The organism is Singulisphaera photorubra, assembly GCF_045290345.1.
GTDB lineage: Bacteria > Planctomycetota > Planctomycetia > Isosphaerales > Isosphaeraceae > Singulisphaera.
Genome location: NZ_CP155447.1, coordinates 5044484 through 5066764 on the forward strand (window position 1 = coordinate 5044484; position 22281 = coordinate 5066764).

Consider the following 22281-nt stretch of genomic DNA (forward strand, 5'->3'; position numbering starts at 1 on the left):
GTGGATGGATCGGATTGCTGGTCGACCCCGCACGGGAGACGTCTGCTTCCCTAGTGGGATCTGCGATCGCGTTCGTTGTTCCGAACTCGAAGAACAATTGCCCGGTTTTTCCTCGTTTCCGATTCGCGCCGCGGTCTCGAGAGCCAGGGGTATCCTGCCACATCTCATTGTCAAATTACCTCGGTATTGCAACAATATTTTTATTGCATCGGCAAAGCCAACATACAGCAAAGATAATGCCTTCTATTTCGCTTTTGTAATGCTCGATTCGATCACGTGCGATCCCTTGAGTCGGTGCCAGCGTCTCCGGATGGCGTTCTTGTTCTTGAGACCGCGCGAAACGGCAAGGTTTCCGAGGTAGACTTCGATGTCAACCGCCCCCCGTTGTCCCCGGTGTGACAGGCCAATCCCCGACGACGCCCCGGCGGGAGTATGCCCGGCTTGTGCGTTTCGCGAAGCCATGGCATCGACCACTTCGGATTTTCTCAGTGAAGACGCCCCCGGTGACTTCGACGCGGTCGAGGCCGCCGAAGTGGATGACTCGGCGGAACAGGCCGAACTGTTGAGACGACTCGGCCAGGAGATAGCCCGCCGCCGACAACGCGGCGAGCGGCCTACGCTGGGCGAGTATCTAGAGAAATACCCAGGGCTGAGCCACGAATTAAACGCGCTGTTTCACCCTCCGGTCGGCGTGGAATCGCTCGATCGAGATCCGGAGCCGCATTCGCCGCCGAGGTCGCCGACCCACGGATTCGAGCCCCAGCGTATCCCGCGACAACTGGGCGATCACCGTATTCTCCGATTCGTTGCCGAAGGAGGCATGGGATATGTTTACGAAGCAGAGCAGGTTTCGATGGGTCGTTGCGTGGCGTTGAAGGTCCTCAAGCCTGAGATTCTCAGCCCGAACACTTTGGTACGATTTCGTCGCGAATCGCACGCGGCCGGCCTGCTCCACCACACGAACATCGTTCCCGTTTTCGGCAACGGCGAGTGCGCTGGTTTCCACTACTACACGATGCAATTCATTCGAGGCGATGGGCTCGACAAGGTGATTGCCAACCTCCGGCGTCTGCGTGATTCGGAGCCGGTTCCCCTGCCAAAGCCGCCGGCAATGACCCTGGCGGTCGAACTTTCGATGAGTCTCTTCCGCGATCAATTCGACAGCGTCGAGCCGATCGTGGATCCCCCTTCGTGCGTCGGGAATATTCGGCGATCTCCGGCTGATTGGCCAGGGCCGAACGTCGACAGCGCTCAAGCTGACCCGCGGGCCTCGATGCCTTCCTCGGTTCGATCGAGTTTGCAAGGGCCGTCCTGCAAGCCTTACTTCAAAAGCATCGCTCGGATCATGGCGCAGGCGGCCGATGCTTTGGAATCTGCACACCAGCACGGAATTCAGCACCGCGACATCAAGCCGTCGAACCTCCTGCTCGACCTCAACGGCTCCCTCTGGCTTTCCGACTTCGGGTTGGCCCGCGACGAGGACGCCGAGGATATCACCGGGCGCTACATAATCGGCACCCTTCGTTATATGGCCCCGGAGCGGTTCGAAGGCCACTCGATTCCCCAGGGCGATATCTATTCCCTCGGTCTGACGCTCTACGAGTTGGCAACCCTCGAAGTAGCGTTCCAGGAGCACGATGCGACGCGGCTCGCTCATCAAATCCGGAATGAGTCGCCGAGGTCGCCTCGCGAACTCGACCCCACGATCCCGCGCGACCTGGAGACAATCATTCTTAAGGCAATCAAGAGGGATCCCGCCGATCGCTACTCGACGTCCGGAAAACTGGCCAGAGACCTCAACGCCTTCCTGGAACACCGAGAAATCGCAGCCCGCCGCGACCGATGGCACGAGAAAGTGGGCCGCTGGTGCCGACGCAACCCCGCGGTGGCCGCGCTGTCGGCCCTGGCGATGTCGCTCGTGCTGACCGTAGCCATGGTCTCCACGATCCTGTCGGTCCGCCTGGGCACGGCCCTGGAAGCGTCGAAGAAAGCCGGGGAAACGCTCAAGGCTCAGGTCCGCAAGGAGCAGGAGAGCCTGTTCGCTGCCAACCTCGCTACGGCCAAGGCCAGCCGGTTCAGCCGGCGCGTCGGCCAGCGCTTCGACAGCCTGAATGCGATGCGAAAGGCGGTTTCGCTAGCCCGCGAATTGAGGCTGCCAGCGAAGACCTTCGAGCAGTTGCGCACCGAAGTCATCGCGAGCCTTACAGTCGTCGACATCGGGCGCGTCGAGGGTTGGCATTTTCGACCCGACGCGGACCACAGGTATCATTTTGACTCCGCCCTTCGACGCACCGGCTATTACATTGGTCGTGAAGGAACGATCTGTGTCCGAGACGTCGGTTCTGGGCGTGAGATCACGAGACTCCAGGGGTTTACAAGCCGGGTCAGCCTCCAGTTACGCCTCAGCCCAGACGGACAATATCTGGCGACATGGTCCACATCCGGCCAACTCAAGGTCTGGCGGATCTCGGAGGAGCGGACGCACCTGCTCATCGACGCCGCCGCAGATCTGGGGTGGGCCGGGGCGAGAAGGATCAGTTCGAGCTCTTCAGCCCCGACAGCCGCCAACTGGCCACCAGCCACCGTGACGGTACAATTCGTATCTACGACCTGGCAACCGGCCGGGTTGGCCGCACACTCTCTCTCGGCGACCACTGCACAAGGTACGCGTTCCATCCCAACGGACAGCAGATTGCAGTCGCCCAAGCATCCAAAGTCCAGGTCTGGGACCTGGTGACGGGCCAGGCCACTCACGAGTTCGCGTTTGGTGGCGCGGTCCACTTGGCTTGGGACCCCGACGGCAGAGTCATTGCAACGGCCAGCAACAATGAAATCCACCTGTGGAACGCGAACACAGGCGCGGTGATGCACCGGTCGCCATTGTCACACAGGGGTGGCGGAATTCTTCTCGCCTTCGACCCCTCTGGCGAAATTCTCTATAGCGGCAGTCACTGGTTCGGAACGTCCAGGCTCTGGCATGTCCAGACCGGCAGGCTGCTCCTGAGCGATCTAAGCTTCCGCTGGCCTGACCTTTTTCGTACGACCGGGTATCTGCACTCCGACAGTTTCAATGAGTTATGGGAAGTCGCCACGGGACGCGAGTATCGCACGCTCGCCAGGGCCCAAGATGAGTCGCAATTTCCGTCGATTCACCCGGGTGGGCGCTTGCTGGCCGTGGGGATGAGTGACGGCGTGAGCCTTTGGGACCTGGATCGTGGTGCCGAACTCTCTCCTCTACGGATCGGCCAGGTGAGGAAACCGTCCTTCGGGGCCTCGGGAGACCTCTTGGCGTACGGCGATGCAGGATTGCTGCGTTGGCGAGTCCAGACCGACGCAGACGGGAAGATCCGGGTGGGTCCGTTCGAACGGATGGCTTCCTCCTCGCTTCGTCATCACGACCTCTGGAGTGCGGAGGATCTCAAGGCTCAGGTCGTCGTCCGTGCGAATCATGACGGGGCCATCGTACTTCGCCGCGACCGGCCCAGCCAACCGCTCTGGCTCGGTCCCCACCCCAATTGCCGCTACGTCGCTGTCAGCCCTGACGGTCGGTGGATTGCCACAGGCGCCCATGAGGGCAATGCCAAGATCTGGGATGCCGAGACAGGGCGTTTTGTCAGGGAACTCAGCAAATTGAGTTACGGTCGCGTGGTCTTCAGTCCTGACAATCGGTGGTTGTCTTCCGGTGGCATTTTCTGGGCGGTCGGCACATGGGAGAGAGGCCCTCGTTTCAGCGGAGACGGTGCATCCTTTTCCCCGGATAGCAAGATGTTTGCCGTGGGAGAGCAGGCCTTCATTCGACTTATCGAGGTCGAGACCGGCCGCGAAGTGGCCAGGCTCGAGGATCCGAATCAGGAAAGGACAGACTATTCCGCTTTCAGCCCTGATGGCGCGAGAATTGTCACAACCAACAACGAAAGCGGTTCGATCCACGTGTGGGATCTCCGATTGATCCGCAGACAACTGGAGGAGTTCGGATTGGACTGGGATGCTCCCCCACTGCCCCGCCCAAGCTCCGAGGCCCCGGTTGCCCCGCTTCAAATGACGGTCGATCTAGGCGTCCTCGACCGCCCGACCTTCGCCAAGGACGAACCAGCCGAGAGCATCATTCGGAAGGGCACCGAATGGCTGGCGAAGCACCCTGATGACGGCGAGATGCGACATCAACGCGGTCATGCGCTGCTCAAGGTCCGGCGCTTTCCCCAGGCCGTCGAGGATTTCAATGCGGCCTTCCGAGCCGCTTCCGACGATCCCCATCTCCTCGCGTACCGCGGCGTTGCGAGGTTTGCCGCGGGCCAGCTCGACGAGGCGATCGCCGACCTCGAAGGGTCGTTGAAGTCCAAGCCCGATCAGCGCGACATCTCAGAGCAGCTCGCCCGCGCCTGCAACCAACTGGCACGGATACTGAGCCTCGGTCCGGAACCTCGCCGCGACCCGGCACGCGCCCTGGCGTTGGCACGACGTGCCCTGGAACTGGAACCTGACAACCCACCCTATCTCCAGACGATCGGCATCGCGCTCTGTCGCGCCGGCCATCACGCGGACGCCATTTCATTTCTCGAGCGCAGCCTCGCCATCGGGGAGGACCGGCTCAAAGCCCTCGACCTGCTGTTTCTGGCGATGGCGCGACACGGCCTGGGGCAATCCGAGCAGGCCTCTGCGGACTTCGACAGGGCCCTTCGCCGGATCCAGGCCAACCCGCCTCCCTCGACGGCTCAAGCACAAGCCATGGCGAGCCTCCGCGCCGAGGCCGAGTCGACATTGCGAAGGCCGGTTCTCACACTCCCCACGGACGTGTTCGCACCCGTGCAGTCTGAGATTCGCCCTTGAATGAAGCAATGAATCAGGGACGAACTGCCCGCCGCGGGCGTCTCCTCGTTCCCAGGTTTGGCCAAGAAGGCGACCCTAGGATGCCCGACAATTAGCACCATCTGCGTCAGGTGCTCAAGGCACTGAAGAGGTCGGCGATCTCCTGGTTGACGAGGTCGGGATCGACAACGGTCCTGCCGATCTCCTCGCGCATCAACTCACGGTAGCGTTTCCTCATCCGATAGGCCGATTGCTTGACCGCCTTCTCGGTCATGCCCAGTTGCTCTCCGATCCGGGAATGTCTTTCTGAGATTCCTCCACCCGTGAGTGTCGGTTTCAGGCTATCGAAGAGTTGGCCCTTGGAAGCATTGACCATTTCTCGCTCGAGTTCTTCGAGGACGCGATTGAGTACGGTCAGGGCCCAGCGGCGTTGATAGAGCCGCTCGGGGGTTCCCCGGTGTGCCAGTTCACCCCCGTATCGCCCCTCGGCGTCGCGGAAATCGAGTGAGAAGTGGAGAACCTTTCCCCCCCGTTTGTCTCGCCTTTCCCAATCGCGGACATTATTCACATGGTTTGTGAGCGATGCGAGAAGGAACGAGCGAAACGTGCCCTTGGCCGGATCGACATTTTTGAAAAACTCGCGTGCGATGATGTCAGCGAAGAAGCTTTGGATCAAATCCTCGGCCCGCTCAGGGGGTTCGCCTGACCGTCGCAGGAAGGCATAGAGTGGGTACCAATAAGACTCGCAGAGCTGGGACAGCGCCTGTCGTGCCGGCGGAGAGTCGGCATCCTTGACGACAGCGAGGAGCGTCCAGGAGGTCTTTGGCAAGGGCCCGATCTTGGCGGTGCCTGGTAAATAGTGGGACATGGAGCGGGACTCCGAAGGGGAGAGGCTCGATGTAAAGCCGTACCGATGCCCCAACCTGACTTACGGCAATTCCGACGATCTTATTACCCGATATTGACGGCACAGGTTTCGTTTCAAAGCAATCCGAATTACTTGATCAAATATCAGAAATGATGGTACTGGACCGAGACGATGCGTGCCCGGGGAGGCTGGCGGGACGACATCTCGCATTGCCCAGAAACATGATTCAAATTCGAGTCGTCTGATTCTACCGATTTGTTCTACGATTTGTGAGGGATGCGTCTTGCTCCCGTGTCCCAGACGACCGCACTCCATCCGAGTCGGGCCAGGGTCGGGAGGATCGAGTACGCGAATTTCAACGAGTCGAGGCTGAGGGCATCAGGTACGCCGGATCGACGTTGTGTCTGGTCTCGTTCCCGCGCGGTGTGGCTTCGGTTCGGGTCGAGCCGGCGAGAGGACGCTCAACGAGGCTTCGCGACCGACTTCGGTGATAACAACGGCGGTGCGTCAAACGGCTTCGAGGGGGGCAGGACGATGCCGTTGTCATGGACGAGGAGAGCGCGGTCCCCCACGAGCAGGCTTCCCCCGTCGAACAGCAAGACATTGTAGCCGGCCACCAGGCCGATTCGGTCGACGGCCGAGACGCTGACTCGCCCTCCGGCGATACGAAGCTGGTCGCCGACCTTGACGCGGAAGGTTGGGACCCATCCGAACTCGGGCCGCCAGACCCGCGCCATGGGCGAGAGAGTGAGCGATCCGCCCTCCTCGAGTGTAATCCGGATCGCTTCTACTCGAGCACCGCCGGTTGTGGCGACGACCCCGGTGTACGCCAGGGCCCCGGTGCGTGGATCCTGGCCCAGCAGGCGGTCGCCGATCCGCACGGCTTCCACCGGACGACGGCCACGGGTGGTCCAGACTGAGGTTCCGGCGGCCAGCCGACTGCGGTGAAAGCCGGACTTGATGCGCAGGTTGGGCGGGCCGATCAGGGCCGCGGTGGTGAGTTCCCTTGCCAGTGGGGCGACGTCCTCGGTCGCATTCCAATCTGCCCACCACCGGGACCAGGCATCCCGATCGAGGCCAGACTCTCGACCCGTCACCGCTTGCAAGAGAGCGGCTGCCCCGCGAGTTCCACGCTCGATCTCCCGATTATAGGCCTCGAGGGAAAGCCTATCCGCCTGGAACTGGTCGTGGACCCGCTTGACGGCATCCTTGTAGCGTTGCTCAGCCTCGCGGCGAGCTCGCTCTCGCTCTTTCTCCGCCGCCTCCCTCTCCTTATCCCTTTCCCGTTCCTTCTCGCGATCGTCCCTGTCGTCGGCGAAGGCCAACGACGCGGCCCCGACTTCGCCCGGGAAGAGGCGAGACGAGATGATGGCCCGATCGGTATCCTGGTTAACCTTCAGAGGGAAGGTAGGAACGGTGACGTTGAAGTGGACTGGCGGTGGTGGCGCGGCTGTGGCGACGGCGGCGGCGAGCACCTGGGGGGCGCCGGCGGGATTCGCCAACGCCTGCTGGAACGCTCGGACCACGGCGGGGTCGTTTGGGGAATAAGTCACCGAGTAAGTCCGCCCCGGAGCCAGGCCTGTGAAGCAATACGCGACGGCTCCCGGGTCGATCGCCCAGGGCATGTCGACGACCTGACGCCCGAAGGGGGCGAGGAACTGATCGGGGAGGGGTTCGTAGTACTCGCGGACGAGAACGCCGTCGACGAAGATGGCCCCAGGTGAGCCGGGGCCGCGGATCGGCCGCGTCACGATCCGCATCGGTTCGCGCAACAAGCTGATCACCGGCCCGACGTACTCGCGCGGGTCGCGCTGCACCAGCGCCTCGACCGCTCGGTCTTGCACTGCGGCGTCGGAGTTGAAGACGGCGAGTAACGCCAGCCGGCTTGTGGAGTCGGGACCGTTGATCTGGGCGAACAGCCGCGTGGCGATCTCGTGGTACGGTGCCCCGCCGTTGACGAACGTGGACCAGACGCACGGAGTGGCCAGCGGATCATGCACTTTGGCTAGCTCGGCTTTGACCGCGTCGCGTCTTTGGGGCGAGTCGAGGCCGCCGCGGAGGCGGGCCAGCCTGGTTGCCCATGACCGATAAGCCTCCTTGGCCTCCGTAAACTGCCTCCTGGCTCGTGCGGTCTCCGTTTCGTTGACCCACCGGCCGTCGCGGGCCCTGTACCCGAGCTTCCTCCAAGCCTCGGCCCGAGCCGGGTCCCGCCGAACCGTGGCCGCGTAGTGGGCTCGCGATTCGGCCATCAATCCATGTTTCGCGCACCAGGCGCCCAGGGCCAGATGGTCGTCGGCCGAGTCTCCGGCCAGGTCCCGCTCGCGGTCGTAGGCAGCGAGCCTGGCGACAAGCTTGGGGTCGGCCTGGACCTGCGCGGCAACCTCGTCGAACCGCAGCCACCGGGCCTCCTCGCGCACCTGGCCCAGGAGTCCGCGCGCGGTCACGTGGCTCGGATTGAACTTTAACGACTCGGCGAGGTGAGTATCCCGGGCGGCGATCATCCCTCGGGACTCGCACCAGAGGGCGAGTCGGACATGGGCATCGGGGATCTTGCCGGCCTTGGCCGCCGCGGCTTGGTAACCATCCAGCCCTTCCAAGCCCGGCACCGGGGCGGTCCTGGCCGTTGCCTGCGAAACGACCACCATCACGAACAGAGTCGATGCGACGGAGGGCATGAGCTTCTCCGATTCCAAAGAGTCAACCCGTCACGAGAACGCGGCAATCGACCTCATCCGTTCCCGGGCATTCCAGAACGGTTATCCCGAGCAATTTAGGCGATCGAACAGTCGCGACCTCAATGCCTGGCGGCTCGGATCATGGAGGCGCGTTAGTCCCGATTCGTGAGGCTCAATGTCGCAGCGCACGGGGCACTCAGGTCCAGATGAGTTCGACCAGAGCCTGTCGCGCAGGCGGTGAGCCTTGGTCCCTTGGGTTGGCGACGAGGTTTCAACGGGTCGTCGAAATCCGCCCTGCGGAGTCGATCGTATACAGTCCAGGGCGTAGCATGTTCGGTTCCTGATTAGCACGGATTTCAGATCTCGGGGGGGCATGCCTCGACGCGACCTGACCTGGCATCGAAGCCCTTGGATTTACCCGGCGCGTCAGCCTCCCTTAATTCGAAGTACCTTCAACCGGGAAATCAGAAGTGACGACCTCAGGGTGTTCACATAAGGCTCACCAGATTTTCCGTAGGGCATACATGCCTCTCCTATCCTAAATAAAAGCATTCATCATGATTGGTAACAAAAATTGTGCCTAGATTTCGTAGAAAACTTAAGTATCACGATCCAGGAGGTTCTTCGACAAGAACACTGTCGTTGGCCTCCGACGACGATGGAGGAGAAAACAAAACACTGGCTCGGCCGGGAGTGTGAATCGGCCCGCCGGTAACCGAACTCTTGATTCGGGCCCCCGGCTTAGACGGCAGGCCCTCATCCCGAGGACGGCCTCGATGATGGCCCGGCCCTTGACATTGAGGAGGTCATCGATCTCGGCTATCGCGAGGAGGACGCGAGCATTCAACGCAGAATACTTCTCTGCGAACGGCGCAAGCCATTGCTCCTCCTTGCATCCATCCTGCCGTAGCGCGACGATGGACCAGCGTTGTGACGGGTAGTTCGCAAGCGGAGGATGGCCATGCGTATCACGCCTGCTCGAGCTCGTTATCTCAACTGGAGCCTGACCTCCCGGTTGCTCGCCATCGCCATGATCCTCTCGGCCATGAAGACAGGGATTGCCCAGGGGCCGCCGGGCGATATCGCTGAGCTCTTCTTCGACATCCGGCCCGGCCCCCTCGACGAGCGCCAGATCGCCGGCATCCCGCCCGCAGTGAAGTCCGAGACATTGACCTGGCAGCGAGCCTATGCCCTGGCTTTGGTCAAAAGCCGCGGTGGCACCAGGCTCGAGAACCTCGCCCCGGACGCCCTCTCGGCAAGGGCCAAAGATCTGGACGTCGACAACTTCACCCGCTTCCGCAAAGACTTCACGTCGGACAAGGCATTCCGTGACCCCTCCGCCGATCTTCTCAACCTTCAGGCTCGGGTCCTGGATATCGAGAATGCCCGGCGGAAAGCCACCTATCTTGAGAAGATGGCGGCTCTGCTCCGCGAACTGCTCCAGGGCGAATCGGGGGGTCTGACGCAGTACGATCTCGACCAGTTCGACAGCATGCTTCAGAAGAGCCGACTCGAGCTCTCACACAAGATCGCCGACTTTCGCGACCGGCTCGACGCGACGAAGCTGGCGCTCGGTCTCTCTCCACACGCCCCCGTGACAGTCGATCTCGCGCCGCTCGTGTCGTTTCGCGAAACCTTCGAGAGGTTCGACCGCTGGTATGCCAACCCGAACCGCGGCCTCGACAGCTTGGGAGAGCTCGCCGCCAGGCTTGCTCCCATCGGCGATGTTTCTATCGAAGGCCACGCGGTGCTTGAGGAAATTCAGAAGGCCCCTGATCGGCTGGAGGAGGTTCTCTCGCTGGCGACCCGGATCGCCCTCAAGAACCAAGGGGAAGGGAAGGAATTCGACGACATCGAACTGCGCGTCCGTCGCCGGATCCGGGGCCTGTCCGAGAAACGCGTCGCCTACCACCGGGAGCAGGAGATGACGGTGCTGGCAGCCCGCGAACTGAGTCACGCCTTCGAGCAGGTCGTGGCCCCGCCGGTCGGCCCTTCTGGGGTGGGTCCGCAACGCCGTGGTCCGACGCTCGTGCGCATCGCCGGGAACATCCGTCGGATCTCAGAGAACCGGGAGCGGCTGCTGTCGCTCTGGACGTCTTTCTGTGCTGAGCGACTCGCCCTCTACCGCGATCTGGGCATTCTTCCCTACGAGGATTGGGCGTCCTTTTACGGCCAGTTCACAGCCCAGCCCGGCGAGCGAGTTCCTGCTCCGCCGCAGCGGTCGGCCCCGAGCATCGAGCCCGCCCTTCCCCTCGAGCCAACTTCACCGCCCCCGACGCCGGATCCAAAGCGTGAAGACGACTAAATACGCGAAGACGACTATATAGCTGACGGAGGGCGTGACAGTGGCTAGGCGCCCAGACAGGGCAAGGCGGGAAGGCTGGCGAAATCAGCCGAGCCGGCAACAACTTGCCGATCTTTGCTGAATCTCCCCAGCCTTTCAACTGAGGTGCCTGGCTACTCATTCACTTTCAAACACACTCGTGGGTTTGTGGAGATCAAAAGGGGAGCGAGGAAGAGCGACACCGCTGCATACATACCTGGAAGTTGCCCGCTGTGGCCTGCCCCCCAAAATCTGGTCCAGGCTTAATGGGAATCGTATAACTGGCTGACCCAGCCAGGGAGCGACCCATGCGAAAGCGACCCAGACCCGACCAGATCGCCAAGATCCTCCGCGAGGTCCAGGCGGATCTCCAGGCCGGATTGAACATCAACCAGGCGTGCCGCAAGGGTGGCATCGGACTGACGACCTACTACCGTTGGAAGGCGCTCCAGGAGAACCCAGTATCGGGCGAACAAATCAAAATTTCCGAACTTGAAAATGAGAACGGGCGTCTCAAGGAACTCGTCGCCGAACTGGCGCTCGACCGCCGCATGCTCCAGGAGGCATTGAAAAAAAAGCCATGACCGCCGCACGTCGCCGCACGATCGTCGCCGAGTTGTGTGACGCCTTCGACGTCTCGCAGCGCCGCGCTGTCGCGCCCTGGGGTCAATCGCTCTGGCCTGCGTTACGCCCCATGCACAGCGACGAGCGACTCGCGTTGGCACTCCGGATCGAGGTATTGGCCGGCGAGCACCCTCGATACGGCTACCGCCGGATCTGGGCGATGCTGCGTCGCGAGGGATGGTCCGTCAACAAGAAGGCCGTCCACCGGCTGTGGCGGCAGTCGGGCCTGAAGCTAGCCGGGCCGCGGGCCGTGCACAAGCCGAGGCGGCCGCACGGCCAGGACATCAATGGATGCCATCTCCGACCGTCGCTCGGAAAAGACGATGTATGGACATGTGATTTTATTTTCGACCGTACCAGCGACGGTCGGAGCTTGAAGTGGCTGAGTCTAATCGATGAGTATACTCGTGAATGCCTGTCGCTGGAGGCACGACGGGGCATGACGGCCGAGGAGATCCGGGAGATCCTCTCCGAGGTGGTGGCGAGGCGAGGTGCCCCGCCGCATCGGGTTCGCAGCGACAACGGGCCGGAGTTCGCGGCGGAGGCGGTGCGCTCGTACCTGGAGGAATCGGGCTCGGGAACGCTCTACGTGCGCCCGGAGCCCGTGGCAGAACGGGTTCGCGGAATCGTTCCACAGCAAGTTGCGACGAATTCCTCGAGTTGGAGGAGTTCGAGAGCGTGCCTCAAGCGCTGGCGTTGGCGGCGCTCTGGAAGGAGGATTACAATACGGAACGCCCACACAGTTCGTTAGGCTATCTGACACCAACCGAATTCTCGGCGACACGCGAGAGGTACATGCCTATCGAAGAAGAAGAGGAGCCCCATGACGCACCACCTACTGAACAACTGCGCGGATAGATTCCCATTAAGGCTGGACCAAGAAATGGGGAGCAGGCCACTGGCCAGAAGAACAGACGATTCTGGCTCCTCCTTTTCTCCCTGGACACGGCGTGCTTCAACTGGTGGATCGACTCCTATCCGCCTGCGCGAAGGCAGATCGGCTATGACGGTCCCGACCATTCGACGTTTGCCGGTGTCTTCCTCTTCGAGCCGCGAATTTCCCAGAACGGCCTGGGCATCATCGCGTTCGCGGCGGACAAGCTCGGAGCCGTGATCGTCGCGCACGAGATGATCCACGCCGCTCTGCGAACCCTGGAATTGGGTTTCGGCAAGCGGCTCAGCGGCAAGCAGGAGGAGCTGCTGCCCGAGCGGACGGAATGGCTCGTCACTCAGTTCTAGAAGAAGTGGTTCCGTCACCGGGAGCCGAAGGAGAAGCGGTGGAGGGCAAAGAATCGGCTGCAGAAGGCTGTCTGAGCGGCTTCGGCCAACCCCGAACCCGCCGAGCGTGCGTCGTGTCAAGCTTGCAAGCCCAGGTTCGCCGAACGAGGAAGGTCCATGGAGGTCGTCGTTTTCATCGGTCTTCAGGGCTCGGGGAAGAGCACCTTTTACCGGAGCAACTTCGCGCCGGCGCACGTCCTGGTGAGCAAGGACCTCTTTCGTAACAACCGACGGCCTCAGCGAAGACAGGCGCATCTGATTGAGGAGGCGCTGTGCGAGGGACGTTCCGTGGTGGTCGACAACACGAACCCGACGGTCGAGGACCGCGCCGCGATCATCTCGATTGCCAGGACGTACGGGGCGAAGGTGATCGGCTTCTACTTCGACTCTTCGGTCAAGGATTGCGTCGAGCGAAACGGCATGCGGACCGGGAAGGAAAAGGTGCCCGACGCGGCGATCTTCATCACCGAGAAGCGGTTGAGACCGCCGACGCTGGACGAGGGGTTCGACCGGCTCTGGCGAGTCCGCCTGACCCACGATTGCGAAGTCGTTGTCAGGGAGTATTTTGAGGAAGACGCGAGATGAAGACCTCGGATTTCGAGAAGCGGATGCGGGCGGGCGAGTGTTTCCACAACCTTCGGATGCTGCCCGCGGCGTGGGTAGTGCTGAGGCTCGATGGCCACGGATTCACCCGATTCACGAGCAAGAGGTTCGAGAAGCCCTTCGACGCGACCTTCCACGAATACATGATCCAGACCGCCCAAAACCTGCTCGAACGGTTCCAGGGGCTGTACGCCTACACGGAGAGCGACGAGATCTCGATCCTCCTGCCGAGGAGTTGGGACCTGTTCGACCGCGAGCTCGAGAAGGCGTTCAGTCTCTCCGCGGCGTTCGCGAGCTCGTCCTTCACGATCGCTTGCGGGGAGGCGGTCCAGTTCGACAGCCGGGCCTGGGTCGGCGCGCGGGAAGAGGATGTCGTCGACTACTTCCGGTGGAGGCAGACCGACGCCACGCGGTGCGCGCTGAACGGATGGTGCTATTGGACGCTACGGAAGGCTGGGAAGAGCGTCGGCCAGGCGACGTCGGACCTGCACGGCAAGTCGGTCGCCTTCAAGAACGAGCTCCTCCACCAGCACGGGATCAACTTCAACGACGTCCCGCTCTGGCAGCGACGGGGGACCGGCATCCACTGGGAGCGCTACGAGAAGGAAGGCTACGACCCGGTCCGCGGGGTCGTGGTGAAGGCAAGCCGCCGGCGAATCAAGATCGACCGCGAATTGCCGATGAAACTCGACTACGGCCAGTTCATCGAACGAATCATGGCCCAGCCAGGAGACCCGGAGGCGAGGAAGTCAGCCTGACCTTGATCCGGCCGGAGGGGAGACCTGGCCAGGCAGCCTCACTCCGGCAAGTCGGGAGGCCTAGAAAATTCACGGTTGACGGTGGCCAGACCCCTAACCCAGATTATTCAAACCCGTCAGGCTTCGGGCCATTTTGGGAACTGACGGGACTGAATTCGATGATATGGTGTTCAAGAACGCACCTGGCCTAATTTCAGGATCGCATCGTGCAAGTCGAGGGCGTACCTTCCCCCTCCCCATAGCGTTCCAAACGGCCTTTACGCTCCCCGACGTGGATCAATCCGGCTTATCCCGGGGAAGGTTGGGGAGGGGGCATATTCACCGCTCGACTGACCTCCATAAAGTGATCTATGTGAGGCCAACTGCTGGATAGTCGCACAATGACTCGCCTCGCGCGGGTGATCACTTCCGCCGAAACCTTGATCAAACGAGTCCGCCAGGTGCTGGCGAAACCACCTCCCAGCGGATCACGCTCGCGACGTTTGTTAAAGAACCGCTTGCGATTCGGCTCGTCGATCGCTTCTGTCGGAAAATCGGCTGGCAGATTCAACTCGGCCGACGTTGGCAGGGTTTGAACCACCGCCTGACGGAGTCGCACCAGCAGATTCAAGGCGGCCGTGTGCAGGTAGAGACGGAAGTAATTCGCCATGAACCGGTGGTCGCTCAGACGGTCGGCCAGCAACTCGGTCTTCAGTTCTTTGTTCCGGTTTTCGCTCTCGCCGCGCATGGTGTACTCGTCATAAATCGCCTGTGGGAGAACGCGACAGCCAGGGCGGTTGGTGACCACGGCTCGCCGGTTGGTCCCCTGGGCATGGACCTCGACCTTGATCACGACCGGTTGGGGGGCGAGCCAACTGTCGGCCTGATACTCGACGCAAAGGAACAACCGTTGAGGTTGGCCAGTCTCTTCGTATTGCTGAAGGGCGTCCTTCAGGAGAGCGTCACTCATGGCCCGCAGCCGAGAGTTCATGCCGATTCCCAAGGTATAGCTCAATCGCAATTCCTGGCAGACGTCATACATTAGGGGAACGCCAAAGCCACTGTCGCCTCGGACATGGATCTGCACGTCAGGCCAGACAGCCCGCAATCGCCCCACCAGATATCGCAGATCGTTGTTGGCCCCCAAGAATGCAGCACAGGTGCCATACCTCAGTCCCACGAGGAGAACCATATCGTTTTCTGCACACGTTATGGCAATTGGCAAATACTGATTCTGTTCATAGTAGCCATGAAACATAGTGAGTTGTTGCTGGCCATGTGCGGGGTCGTCGAACGCGTCGATGTCGAAGGTGAGATGGTTGGGCGGCCGATCGAACGACTGAATGAAGAGGTCAACCATCACATCCCGTAACCTCCAGAGGTCGGCGATCGAGACCGCGTTCTCGAAGCGCGAGAGCGTTGGCTGACTCGCGAGGTCAAGGCCGTCGGGGAGACGCCCGGCGAGGAGTTTGAAGACGGGATCGGAGCGTAAAGTGTCGTGGTCGTTCTGGTCCTCGTAATCGGCGAGGATTCCAAAGATCCGCTGCCGGACCATCGTGGCAATGGACTGGCGGGCGAGCGAAGGATTTCGAGTGTCCTGAAGGGCGGCAGCGAACTGTTCCGTGAGGTGAATTCGCTCGTCGAACTGGCGTATGAGCAGCAGTCCGGCATCACTGGAAAGCGGTGAGGAAGAGACTTCGATTTCGACAGGCCGCGAGGCCAAGAAATCCAATGACACCGGCGGAACAGAGTGTAAACTCATAGGGAGGCCTCTGGTGGCGTCGAATGTGTCGTTGTAGTAACACATTAGACGAAATCAGAGGCCTCTTTATTGAGTCGAGTTTGAATAATCCGGGCTAAAGAGGGCACATCGCTCTGAGATTCTCGGCGACAGAGATCTTCGACAGTCGAGCATGGATGTTCGTACTCCCCCTGCTCACAAACGGCATCCTCGTGGCCGTCCTCTACGCCGCACGCCCCGTGAGGCGATCTTCAGCCCTGGGCTCGACTCTGACGGGCCTCAACTTTACTCTGGGGCGTCAGAGGCAAAACACGTAGCGCTTTCCTGTATTTCCATCCAACGAGAATTCGCGATGAGATTCCGCTACGCACTCTTGCTCATTCTGTTGATCAGATGCCCCCCGTCTGGCATCACAAGCGCACAGGAGACACCGGTACTGCGTGATCGTGTCGAAGCTCGATTCGATGTCGTTGGCGCATTCACGAAACTTCCTCAGCAGGGACGTATCGTTAAGTTTGAACGTGGCAATCTCGTAGCACCAGACGGTGGCCACCTGCAGGGCATTCAGGTGCGTCGCGACCAGAAAAGAGACTTCGCCTTCCTGTCCCACGACTCCAAGACGGAAGCATATTTCCTGATTGTAGAATTCCCAAGGCATTTCGTCGGGAAAGGTCGCGTGCTTCACCTCCAGCGATTGCCAAGCGATGGCGAAGAGCCGCCACTTCGACATGCTGGTGGCATTCAGCTCTGCGGCGACGTACTGGTTTTAGGACTTGAGGATAATCAAGCCAAACTTCGTTCGGAGATTCAGTTTTGGAATGTTCGTACGCCCGATCGACCGATCCAAATGACACACTTGACAATTCGCAGACGGGGCGCAGAAACCGATCAGACAGCGGGCGCTGTCGGACTCGCCAAACGAAAGGACGGTCATGTCCTGGCGGTGGCGAATTGGGACAGTCGCGCGATGGATTTCTATATCTCGAACGGCAAATCTTTGCAGGATCCGCAGTGTCGATTTTCATTTGCAGCGAGATGGGACAGCAGCAAGGCGGACAGACGCGCATGGCAGCCGAATGACAATCTTGGGGCGTACCAGGCGATCAATCTGATCGCCGATGCCGACGGTGAGCTCTGCTTGCTTGGCTTTAACACGACGTCGCAGTCAAAAGACTTCGTGGACCTATTTCACGTGGATTTAAATCAAACGTCAGCACAACTAACAAAACTCGCAAACAAACGGATGATGCTCACGAATGGAAACCACTTCTTATATGGAGGTGGGATGTTTTTCCTTGAAGATACATTACAAATTCTCTCAAGCGAAGGCCGCCTGAACAAGGAAGCTTGCATCAATATCATCACTGGACCAGAATAACTGCGGAGGCAGCATCAACGTTTTTACTATCGCTTACAAATCGATGACGTACATGTAACGCTTGTGCCCTGGGCAATTCATTTGCATTTATTTCTTGAAACATTTTCATAGTTACGACTCAATCGGATCAACCATAGCGAACATCATGCCTACGACGCACATCTCGGATTCATTCTCTCCGAATTACCGGCGGCCTGTAATTTCAGCGAACGTAGGCCGTCGCCATGCCGACGCAGGTTCAGAAGCTAGCGCTGCAACTTGGAGAATTCGGTCGTGAATCCCACCGGTGTTTTCCCCTCCACGATTAGCTTAGGACGCTGTAGGGTCGATGGTGACCAGGCCCCCAAAGAGGGTAAGGCGGGAAATCTGGAGAATTCAGCCGAGCCGGCAACACCTCGCCTCTCTTTGCTGAATCCCCCAAGTCTCTCAACTCACGTGGCTGGCTACTCAAACACTCACGCAAGCCGCTTCGCTCGCGGGGACTGACCAACGAGAGCGGGCCGGGTACGGACGCCCGCCCCGCCACACCGGAGGGTGCCGGATCGCGTGGCAGGTGAGCACGGCGTCGAAGAGGCTCATGACGATCCCAACGACGCGGAAGACGCTGAACGCGTTCTGCGACCGATCGGCGTTGTCGGCCATCCGGAGGGGACACTGCCAGGACGAGCGGGGAGAGCTTCGCCTTGGTCGGCATGCTCCCCTGTCATCGAATTTCGACGGTTTGTGAAGTGTCGGTCCGTCGCCCGCTGCACCACTTGGTGACATACGGGAGCATGAACAAGTAGAGACCGGTAAACAGGAGCAAGACGAGCGGGAGCAGCGCCAAGAGGCCCACCCAGACGGCAGGCTCCTTCTGTCCCAAGGCGATGATGTTGGCGATGACGCCCACTGTAAAGGCAATGGACAGCCAGCGGTGGCCTTGCCGAGCCCATTCGTTCCAGTTCAATGAAACCTCCCCTGATGACGAGCCCGAAGCGGTTCGGGTACACATACGAGCCGTTCGTGACCGACTTCGGCCGCGAGATTCGTCCGGCTCACGGGATCCGCGCGAGCATCTCGACGAGCTTCCCGCCCATCATCTTCCAGCCGTAGCGAGCGCCGCCGAAGTTCTGCTTCTGGTCCGGCTTGAAGCCCGACTGCACGAGGGATAAGTGCGTGCCCGACGCCGTGGGGGTGAGCGTGAACGTCACGACGGTATCCAGAGCCATGTCGCCGACAACCCAGGAGTAGCTGAGCTTGCTCTGCGTTTCGATCTCGATGATCCGACAGTTCACGGTGCCGTCCCATCCGGGGTACGGCTGCGTCTTGAGCGTGAACGCCGCCCCCGGCTCGAGCTTGAGGTCGACGACGGGCAGAAGCCACTCCGCGAGCAGTACGGGATCGGTGAGCGCGCGCCACACCTTCTCAGGCGAATGATGTAAATCGAATTCAAACGATAGGGATTCGGTTTGCGATGGGGCGGTCTTGTCGATGGGCGTCATTCGTCCATTTTCTCCAGAAGTTGTTCGAGGCGATCGACGCGCTCCGTCCAGAAGGCGCCGTAGAATTTCATCCAGTCGACGAGCGGGGCGAGGCCTTTCGGGTCCGCACTGTAGTGGACCTGGCGGCCCTCGGGGCGGTCGCGTACCAGGCCCACGGTCTTCAGGACTCCCAGATGCTTCGATACCGCCGGTTGGGATATCCCGGCGTGGTCGGTCAGCGCGCGCACAGTCTGCTCCCCCTCGCTGACGAGGCGTTCGAAGATGGCGCGGCGTGTCGGGTCACCGAGGGCCTTGAAGAGCTCGTCCGGTGCAGCTTGCATAGCCAAACCATAGCTGGCGGGTTATTGATCGTCAAGAGCGGGGCGATCACTGGAGGGAAAACGGTTGAGGAGGGGCAATCCCTACCGGGCCGGGCTGTCGTGAACGGAGCCGCGAAGCCGTATCTCCGCCCTTCGGGACTTCATCCCTATCACGGCCATTCGGACGGCTTCGCCGTCCAAGAAAGTGGCATTCAGGAGATGGGAAACCTTTTTCCGAGGGATGTCTGGCCAGGAATATATCATCAATCGCCAATATTCGCATTATATAAATTCATGCTCCGCGAATCAGAATTGTAGCAAGGAGGCTTGTTCTTGCCAAAACAAATAAGTCATCAGTTGCTCTCTTTACGATACTCTTCGAGAAGGAACCCGAATCGACCAAATCAAAGATGGGATGGGCACGACGATGGCTGTCATCGAAACGGCTCGGGAGAATGGGCCTTGAAGGGCGCTCGGTCCTTCGACGATCAGGGGACTCAACCGTGACCGCGAGCCCTATGTCGGTAAAGGTCGTCAATTCGGCGGGTTGCATCGGGAGGGAGCAATGGTACTGTTCGCCGATGGGACAGTTCGCTTCGTCGGGGAAGAGACTGATCCGAGCGTCTTCGAGGCAACGTCAACGATCGCTGGAGGCAAGAGGGTAGCCACTGATCCGTAGGGCGACGGTGGCCAGGCTCCTAAAGAATTCAAGGCAGTGGAAAGACGGGATTGGAATGAGAATGGAACTTGAGCGACTACAGCGTGACCCGGTGAAGAACGAAATGCCAGGCGGCATGGGAACACTGCGTTTCATCGCCACGTGCCCATGAAATGCAGGCCAAGTGCTCACAATTGCCAAAAAAGCGATGGATGCCGCAATCCAACTCTCCGAATCGGAAGTCTTTGAGGAGAGCGCATGGGTGGCGGCACGACCAGATCGTTTCGTGAAAAACTCGGCTCCTCACTCTTCAGGGAACGAGATGAATCGAGAGAGGGTTCTTCCCCCTTGAAGAGCGGATTCGCTTACATGGTGAAACATAATGCATTATTAACATGCATACTAATACATTTTTGCTAGAGCTAGGCATGAGATACTGGTCCTGGTGGGATGCTGCAATCCTCGATGACAGTGCAGGCAGAAAAGGGAGCATAGCGACTACCGAAAATCATCGACACTTATCGACAATCGCTATATCCGCCTTTTCCGAGATCGCAATGCGAGAAGCTCGAGGTCGATCTCCCCTCGAATCGCGACCTGGGCCACGGTCATCGGCGGGAAATGGTACCGGGTCACATTGCCCTCGGGGGTGAACCACTCCGCCTCGACGGTGATGGTGCTCTGGAGCTGCACCATTGATCTTGTGGCAGGCCCGGTAGCAATGACTTTCCCCGACGGGACCGTGGTGGAAGATGAGGCTCACCAGGTTGGAGTGCGACCGAGATTGACTCCCGGCCGGGCAAGTCCTATGATCCCGATCACCCGCCCTGGATGTTCTCCCTTCGCTATGCGTTGCGTCCCGTCGCCGTGTCCCCGACCCTCGATGGAGGTGGTCCATGCATCTCGCACCGGGCCTCTTGGCGCTGGTTCTGCCTGAGATGACGGATTCGTCGGTACGGTCGCGAGACCACCGCGCCAGTCGACTGAAACGCTCGGCCTCGGTCGGCCCGCAATCCGAAGGCGCGGGCACGGCCTCCGCGTTGCGGGTCTATCTCACCGCGGTCCTGGGGGGTGCCGCCAGCGCGTGCGCATGGTTGGTGCCGGGTACCGGGTTCAGCGCGGTGCTCGGGTGGATCGCCGTGCTGCTCTTGGTCTACACGGTTCGTGCGCGGCGTGCCTACCTGCCGGCGTTTGCCGCCGGACTCGTCGGCCACCTCATCGGCTTCTACTGGGTCGCCGGCACAGTTTCCGCCTTCGGAGGTTTTGGTTCGCTGACCTCGGCGCTGATCTTCTCCCTTTTCGTGGCCCTCGGCGCGCTCCTCTTCCTGGTCTACGCCCTGGTTCATCACCAACTCCCCGCTGCTTTCGACGCCCTGGCCTTGCGCTCGGCGACCGCGATCGTGATCGCCGAGCTTCTGACGATCCGCCTCTTCCCTTGGCACTTCGGGCATACTCAGATCGCCTTCACTCCGTTCGTGCAGATTGCCGGCATCGGCGGCGCGATGGCTGTTTCGTTCCTGATGTTCTGGCTGGCGGAGGTCAGCGTCCGCATCGTCGTCTTCCGCGAGCGGCGTAGGACATTTCTCGTGCCCGTGATCCTCTTCGCGTGGGCGATCGGCTATGGGGTCGCGATGATGCGTACTTTCTCCGCGCCTCAGGGCCTGCCGCAGGAAGTCATCGTGGTGCAGGGCAACGCCTCCCTTGCCGAGAAGCGCGACCTCGATTCGGCCCGGAAGAACCTTGACCGAATCTACGCGCTGAGCTGCCAGGCCGCCCATCCCGGCTCCCTGGTCGTCTGGCCCGAGGGTTCGGTACCGGCCTACATCCCTGCCGCTATCGGCAAGGTGGGTCACCCGCCGGTCTTGCCGTGGATCGGAGACGGTACCGCTCTCCTCGTCGGCTCCTATTCCTTCCTGCCGGATCAACGGCGGTACAATGCCGCCTTCGCGGTCTACCCAGATGGCACGGTACCGCGGCCTTACTTCAAGCAAATCTTGATCCCATTCGGCGAATCCATCCCCTTCTCCTCGTACCTCCCTTGGCTCAAGGGGTTGAACGCCAAGGCCGGGGTCTTCAGCGCCGGAACGGAGACCCGGGTCTTCTCCTACCCGATGCGACGGCCGGACGGGACGGCAACGACCTTGAAGGTCGCACCTTTGATTTGCTATGAGGACACGGTCCCTGCTCTGGCCCGCAATGCGTCTCGGAAGGGGGCGGAGCTCCTGATCAATATCACGTCCGACTCCTGGTTCGGCCGCACGCTGGCTCCCCGCCAGCACCACCTGATCGCCGCCTTCCGGGCGATCGAGAATCGACGGTTCCTGATTCGAGCCACGAACACCGGCCTGAGCGGCGTCGTCGACCCGCTCGGCCGGACCATCGCCTCCATCCCTCCCTTCGCCGAGGGGACCGCGACGGCGCAAGTGACACCACTCACCTATCGCAGTGCTTATGCCTACGGGATTGGCGACGGGCCCTGGTGGGCCCTGATGGTTGTCGCTTTCGGCGTAACCGTCCATGCGAACGGGATGTGGCGAGTTCGCCTCTCTCGTCCCTGAGAGCTCGCAGTCGGTCCCAGGATCCTCAATACCGCGAGCTCGGCGCGATCGTGCACGAAACCGAGGATCGGGTGCGCTTGACCGTGATCCCTCTCGATGACGACACGCCCAATCCCTGCGGGATGGGGCGGCCACGGCTCCGTGCTGGAGATGAGCGGTTCAGCCGTCTCCGTTTCTCGGGGAAAGGCTTGCTAGAGAGCAGGCAGAAATGGCGACATAGCAATCTGTGCTCAGAACTCAGTTTGCTCTGCG

General features: G+C 60.8%; 18 protein-coding genes and 1 pseudogene. 12 read left to right on the top strand and 7 right to left on the bottom strand.

Annotated elements, in window-relative coordinates; genetic code table 11:
- Positions 1-853 precede the first annotated feature (853 nt).
- Together V5E97_RS19120 and V5E97_RS19125 are read left to right on the top strand one after the other, a co-directional pair.
- A pseudogene (locus V5E97_RS19120) lies at positions 854-1717 on the top strand (serine/threonine protein kinase); the annotation flags it as partial.
- A gap of 797 nt (positions 1718-2514) precedes the next feature.
- On the top strand, positions 2515-4827 hold the full coding sequence (locus V5E97_RS19125; protein ID WP_406700878.1) for a WD40 domain-containing protein: 2313 nt from the start codon (positions 2515-2517) through the stop codon (positions 4825-4827).
- A 106-nt stretch (positions 4828-4933) separates the two neighbouring features.
- Here the strand turns inward: V5E97_RS19125 and V5E97_RS19130 are convergent, their stop codons facing one another.
- Together V5E97_RS19130 and V5E97_RS19135 are read right to left on the bottom strand one after the other, a co-directional pair.
- Complete coding sequence (locus V5E97_RS19130) at positions 4934-5674, bottom strand: RNA polymerase sigma factor (protein ID WP_406700879.1); 741 nt, start codon at positions 5672-5674, stop codon at positions 4934-4936.
- 461 nt (positions 5675-6135) lie between these two features.
- Positions 6136-8349, bottom strand: a complete 2214-nt coding sequence (locus V5E97_RS19135; RefSeq protein ID WP_406700880.1) for a hypothetical protein — start codon at positions 8347-8349, stop codon at positions 6136-6138.
- Positions 8350-9310: 961 nt separating this feature from the next.
- On the opposite strand from V5E97_RS19135, the gene V5E97_RS19140 reads away from it, so the two are divergent.
- From V5E97_RS19140 to V5E97_RS19170, 7 genes are all read left to right on the top strand, one after another.
- Entirely contained in the window at positions 9311-10654 is a 1344-nt protein-coding gene (locus tag V5E97_RS19140; RefSeq protein WP_406700881.1) for a hypothetical protein, read from the top strand.
- A gap of 326 nt (positions 10655-10980) precedes the next feature.
- The gene (locus V5E97_RS19145; protein WP_406700882.1) at positions 10981-11256 is read left to right on the top strand and encodes a transposase; all 276 of its coding nucleotides are present in this window, start codon (positions 10981-10983) and stop codon (positions 11254-11256) included.
- Positions 11253-12047 carry an IS3 family transposase gene (locus V5E97_RS19150; protein WP_406700883.1) on the top strand — a complete coding sequence of 265 codons (795 nt, stop codon included), beginning with the start codon at positions 11253-11255 and terminating at the stop codon, positions 12045-12047. The genes V5E97_RS19145 and V5E97_RS19150 overlap by 4 nt, the downstream gene beginning before the upstream one ends.
- Positions 11975-12154 carry an integrase core domain-containing protein gene (locus V5E97_RS19155; protein WP_406700884.1) on the top strand — a complete coding sequence of 60 codons (180 nt, stop codon included), beginning with the start codon at positions 11975-11977 and terminating at the stop codon, positions 12152-12154. Before V5E97_RS19150 ends, V5E97_RS19155 begins: the two co-directional genes overlap by 73 nt.
- Positions 12155-12406: 252 nt before the next feature.
- On the top strand, positions 12407-12535 hold the full coding sequence (locus V5E97_RS19160; RefSeq protein WP_406700885.1) for a hypothetical protein: 129 nt from the start codon (positions 12407-12409) through the stop codon (positions 12533-12535).
- Between the two features lie 156 nt (positions 12536-12691).
- Positions 12692-13159 carry an AAA family ATPase gene (locus tag V5E97_RS19165; protein WP_406700886.1) on the top strand — a complete coding sequence of 156 codons (468 nt, stop codon included), beginning with the start codon at positions 12692-12694 and terminating at the stop codon, positions 13157-13159.
- Positions 13156-13935, top strand: a complete 780-nt coding sequence (locus V5E97_RS19170; RefSeq protein WP_406700887.1) for a tRNA(His) guanylyltransferase Thg1 family protein — start codon at positions 13156-13158, stop codon at positions 13933-13935. The genes V5E97_RS19165 and V5E97_RS19170 overlap by 4 nt, the downstream gene beginning before the upstream one ends.
- Positions 13936-14221: 286 nt before the next feature.
- Here V5E97_RS19170 and V5E97_RS19175 read toward each other — a convergent pair whose 3' ends face one another.
- Positions 14222-15676, bottom strand: a complete 1455-nt coding sequence (locus tag V5E97_RS19175) for an IS1380 family transposase (RefSeq protein ID WP_406700888.1) — start codon at positions 15674-15676, stop codon at positions 14222-14224.
- A gap of 331 nt (positions 15677-16007) precedes the next feature.
- On the opposite strand from V5E97_RS19175, the gene V5E97_RS19180 reads away from it, so the two are divergent.
- Complete coding sequence (locus V5E97_RS19180; RefSeq protein WP_406700889.1) at positions 16008-17033, top strand: hypothetical protein; 1026 nt, start codon at positions 16008-16010, stop codon at positions 17031-17033.
- 447 nt (positions 17034-17480) lie between these two features.
- Here V5E97_RS19180 and V5E97_RS19185 read toward each other — a convergent pair whose 3' ends face one another.
- The 4 genes from V5E97_RS19185 to V5E97_RS19200 form a co-directional block, all read right to left on the bottom strand.
- A complete protein-coding gene (locus V5E97_RS19185) occupies positions 17481-17675 on the bottom strand; it encodes a hypothetical protein (protein WP_406700890.1) in 195 nt (64 codons plus the stop codon).
- A 61-nt stretch (positions 17676-17736) separates the two neighbouring features.
- A complete protein-coding gene (locus V5E97_RS19190; RefSeq protein WP_406700891.1) occupies positions 17737-17979 on the bottom strand; it encodes a hypothetical protein in 243 nt (80 codons plus the stop codon).
- Between the two features lie 88 nt (positions 17980-18067).
- Positions 18068-18514: an SRPBCC family protein gene (locus V5E97_RS19195; protein WP_406700892.1), complete on the bottom strand. Its 447-nt coding sequence runs from the start codon at positions 18512-18514 to the stop codon at positions 18068-18070.
- Entirely contained in the window at positions 18511-18834 is a 324-nt protein-coding gene (locus tag V5E97_RS19200) for an ArsR/SmtB family transcription factor (protein WP_406700893.1), read from the bottom strand. Before V5E97_RS19200 ends, V5E97_RS19195 begins: the two co-directional genes overlap by 4 nt.
- Before the next feature lie 466 nt (positions 18835-19300).
- Between V5E97_RS19200 and V5E97_RS19205 the strand changes: the two genes are divergently transcribed.
- Together V5E97_RS19205 and lnt are read left to right on the top strand one after the other, a co-directional pair.
- On the top strand, positions 19301-19492 hold the full coding sequence (locus V5E97_RS19205) for a DUF1559 family PulG-like putative transporter (RefSeq protein ID WP_406701184.1): 192 nt from the start codon (positions 19301-19303) through the stop codon (positions 19490-19492).
- A gap of 875 nt (positions 19493-20367) precedes the next feature.
- Entirely contained in the window at positions 20368-22029 is a 1662-nt protein-coding gene (gene lnt, locus V5E97_RS19210; RefSeq protein WP_406700894.1) for an apolipoprotein N-acyltransferase, read from the top strand.
- The last annotated feature ends 252 nt before the right edge of the window (positions 22030-22281 follow it).

Coding starts and splice junctions, on each gene's coding strand:
- V5E97_RS19130 (WP_406700879.1), bottom strand. CDS start 5,674: ATGTCCCACTATTTACCAGGCACCGCCAAGATCGGGCCCTTGCCAAAG.
- V5E97_RS19135 (WP_406700880.1), bottom strand. CDS start 8,349: ATGCCCTCCGTCGCATCGACTCTGTTCGTGATGGTGGTCGTTTCGCAG.
- V5E97_RS19140 (WP_406700881.1), top strand. CDS start 9,311: ATGCGTATCACGCCTGCTCGAGCTCGTTATCTCAACTGGAGCCTGACC.
- V5E97_RS19145 (WP_406700882.1), top strand. CDS start 10,981: ATGCGAAAGCGACCCAGACCCGACCAGATCGCCAAGATCCTCCGCGAG.
- V5E97_RS19150 (WP_406700883.1), top strand. CDS start 11,253: ATGACCGCCGCACGTCGCCGCACGATCGTCGCCGAGTTGTGTGACGCC.
- V5E97_RS19165 (WP_406700886.1), top strand. CDS start 12,692: ATGGAGGTCGTCGTTTTCATCGGTCTTCAGGGCTCGGGGAAGAGCACC.
- V5E97_RS19170 (WP_406700887.1), top strand. CDS start 13,156: ATGAAGACCTCGGATTTCGAGAAGCGGATGCGGGCGGGCGAGTGTTTC.
- V5E97_RS19175 (WP_406700888.1), bottom strand. CDS start 15,676: ATGAGTTTACACTCTGTTCCGCCGGTGTCATTGGATTTCTTGGCCTCG.
- V5E97_RS19180 (WP_406700889.1), top strand. CDS start 16,008: ATGAGATTCCGCTACGCACTCTTGCTCATTCTGTTGATCAGATGCCCC.
- V5E97_RS19185 (WP_406700890.1), bottom strand. CDS start 17,675: ATGGCCGACAACGCCGATCGGTCGCAGAACGCGTTCAGCGTCTTCCGC.
- V5E97_RS19195 (WP_406700892.1), bottom strand. CDS start 18,514: ATGACGCCCATCGACAAGACCGCCCCATCGCAAACCGAATCCCTATCG.
- V5E97_RS19200 (WP_406700893.1), bottom strand. CDS start 18,834: ATGCAAGCTGCACCGGACGAGCTCTTCAAGGCCCTCGGTGACCCGACA.
- lnt (WP_406700894.1), top strand. CDS start 20,368: ATGCATCTCGCACCGGGCCTCTTGGCGCTGGTTCTGCCTGAGATGACG.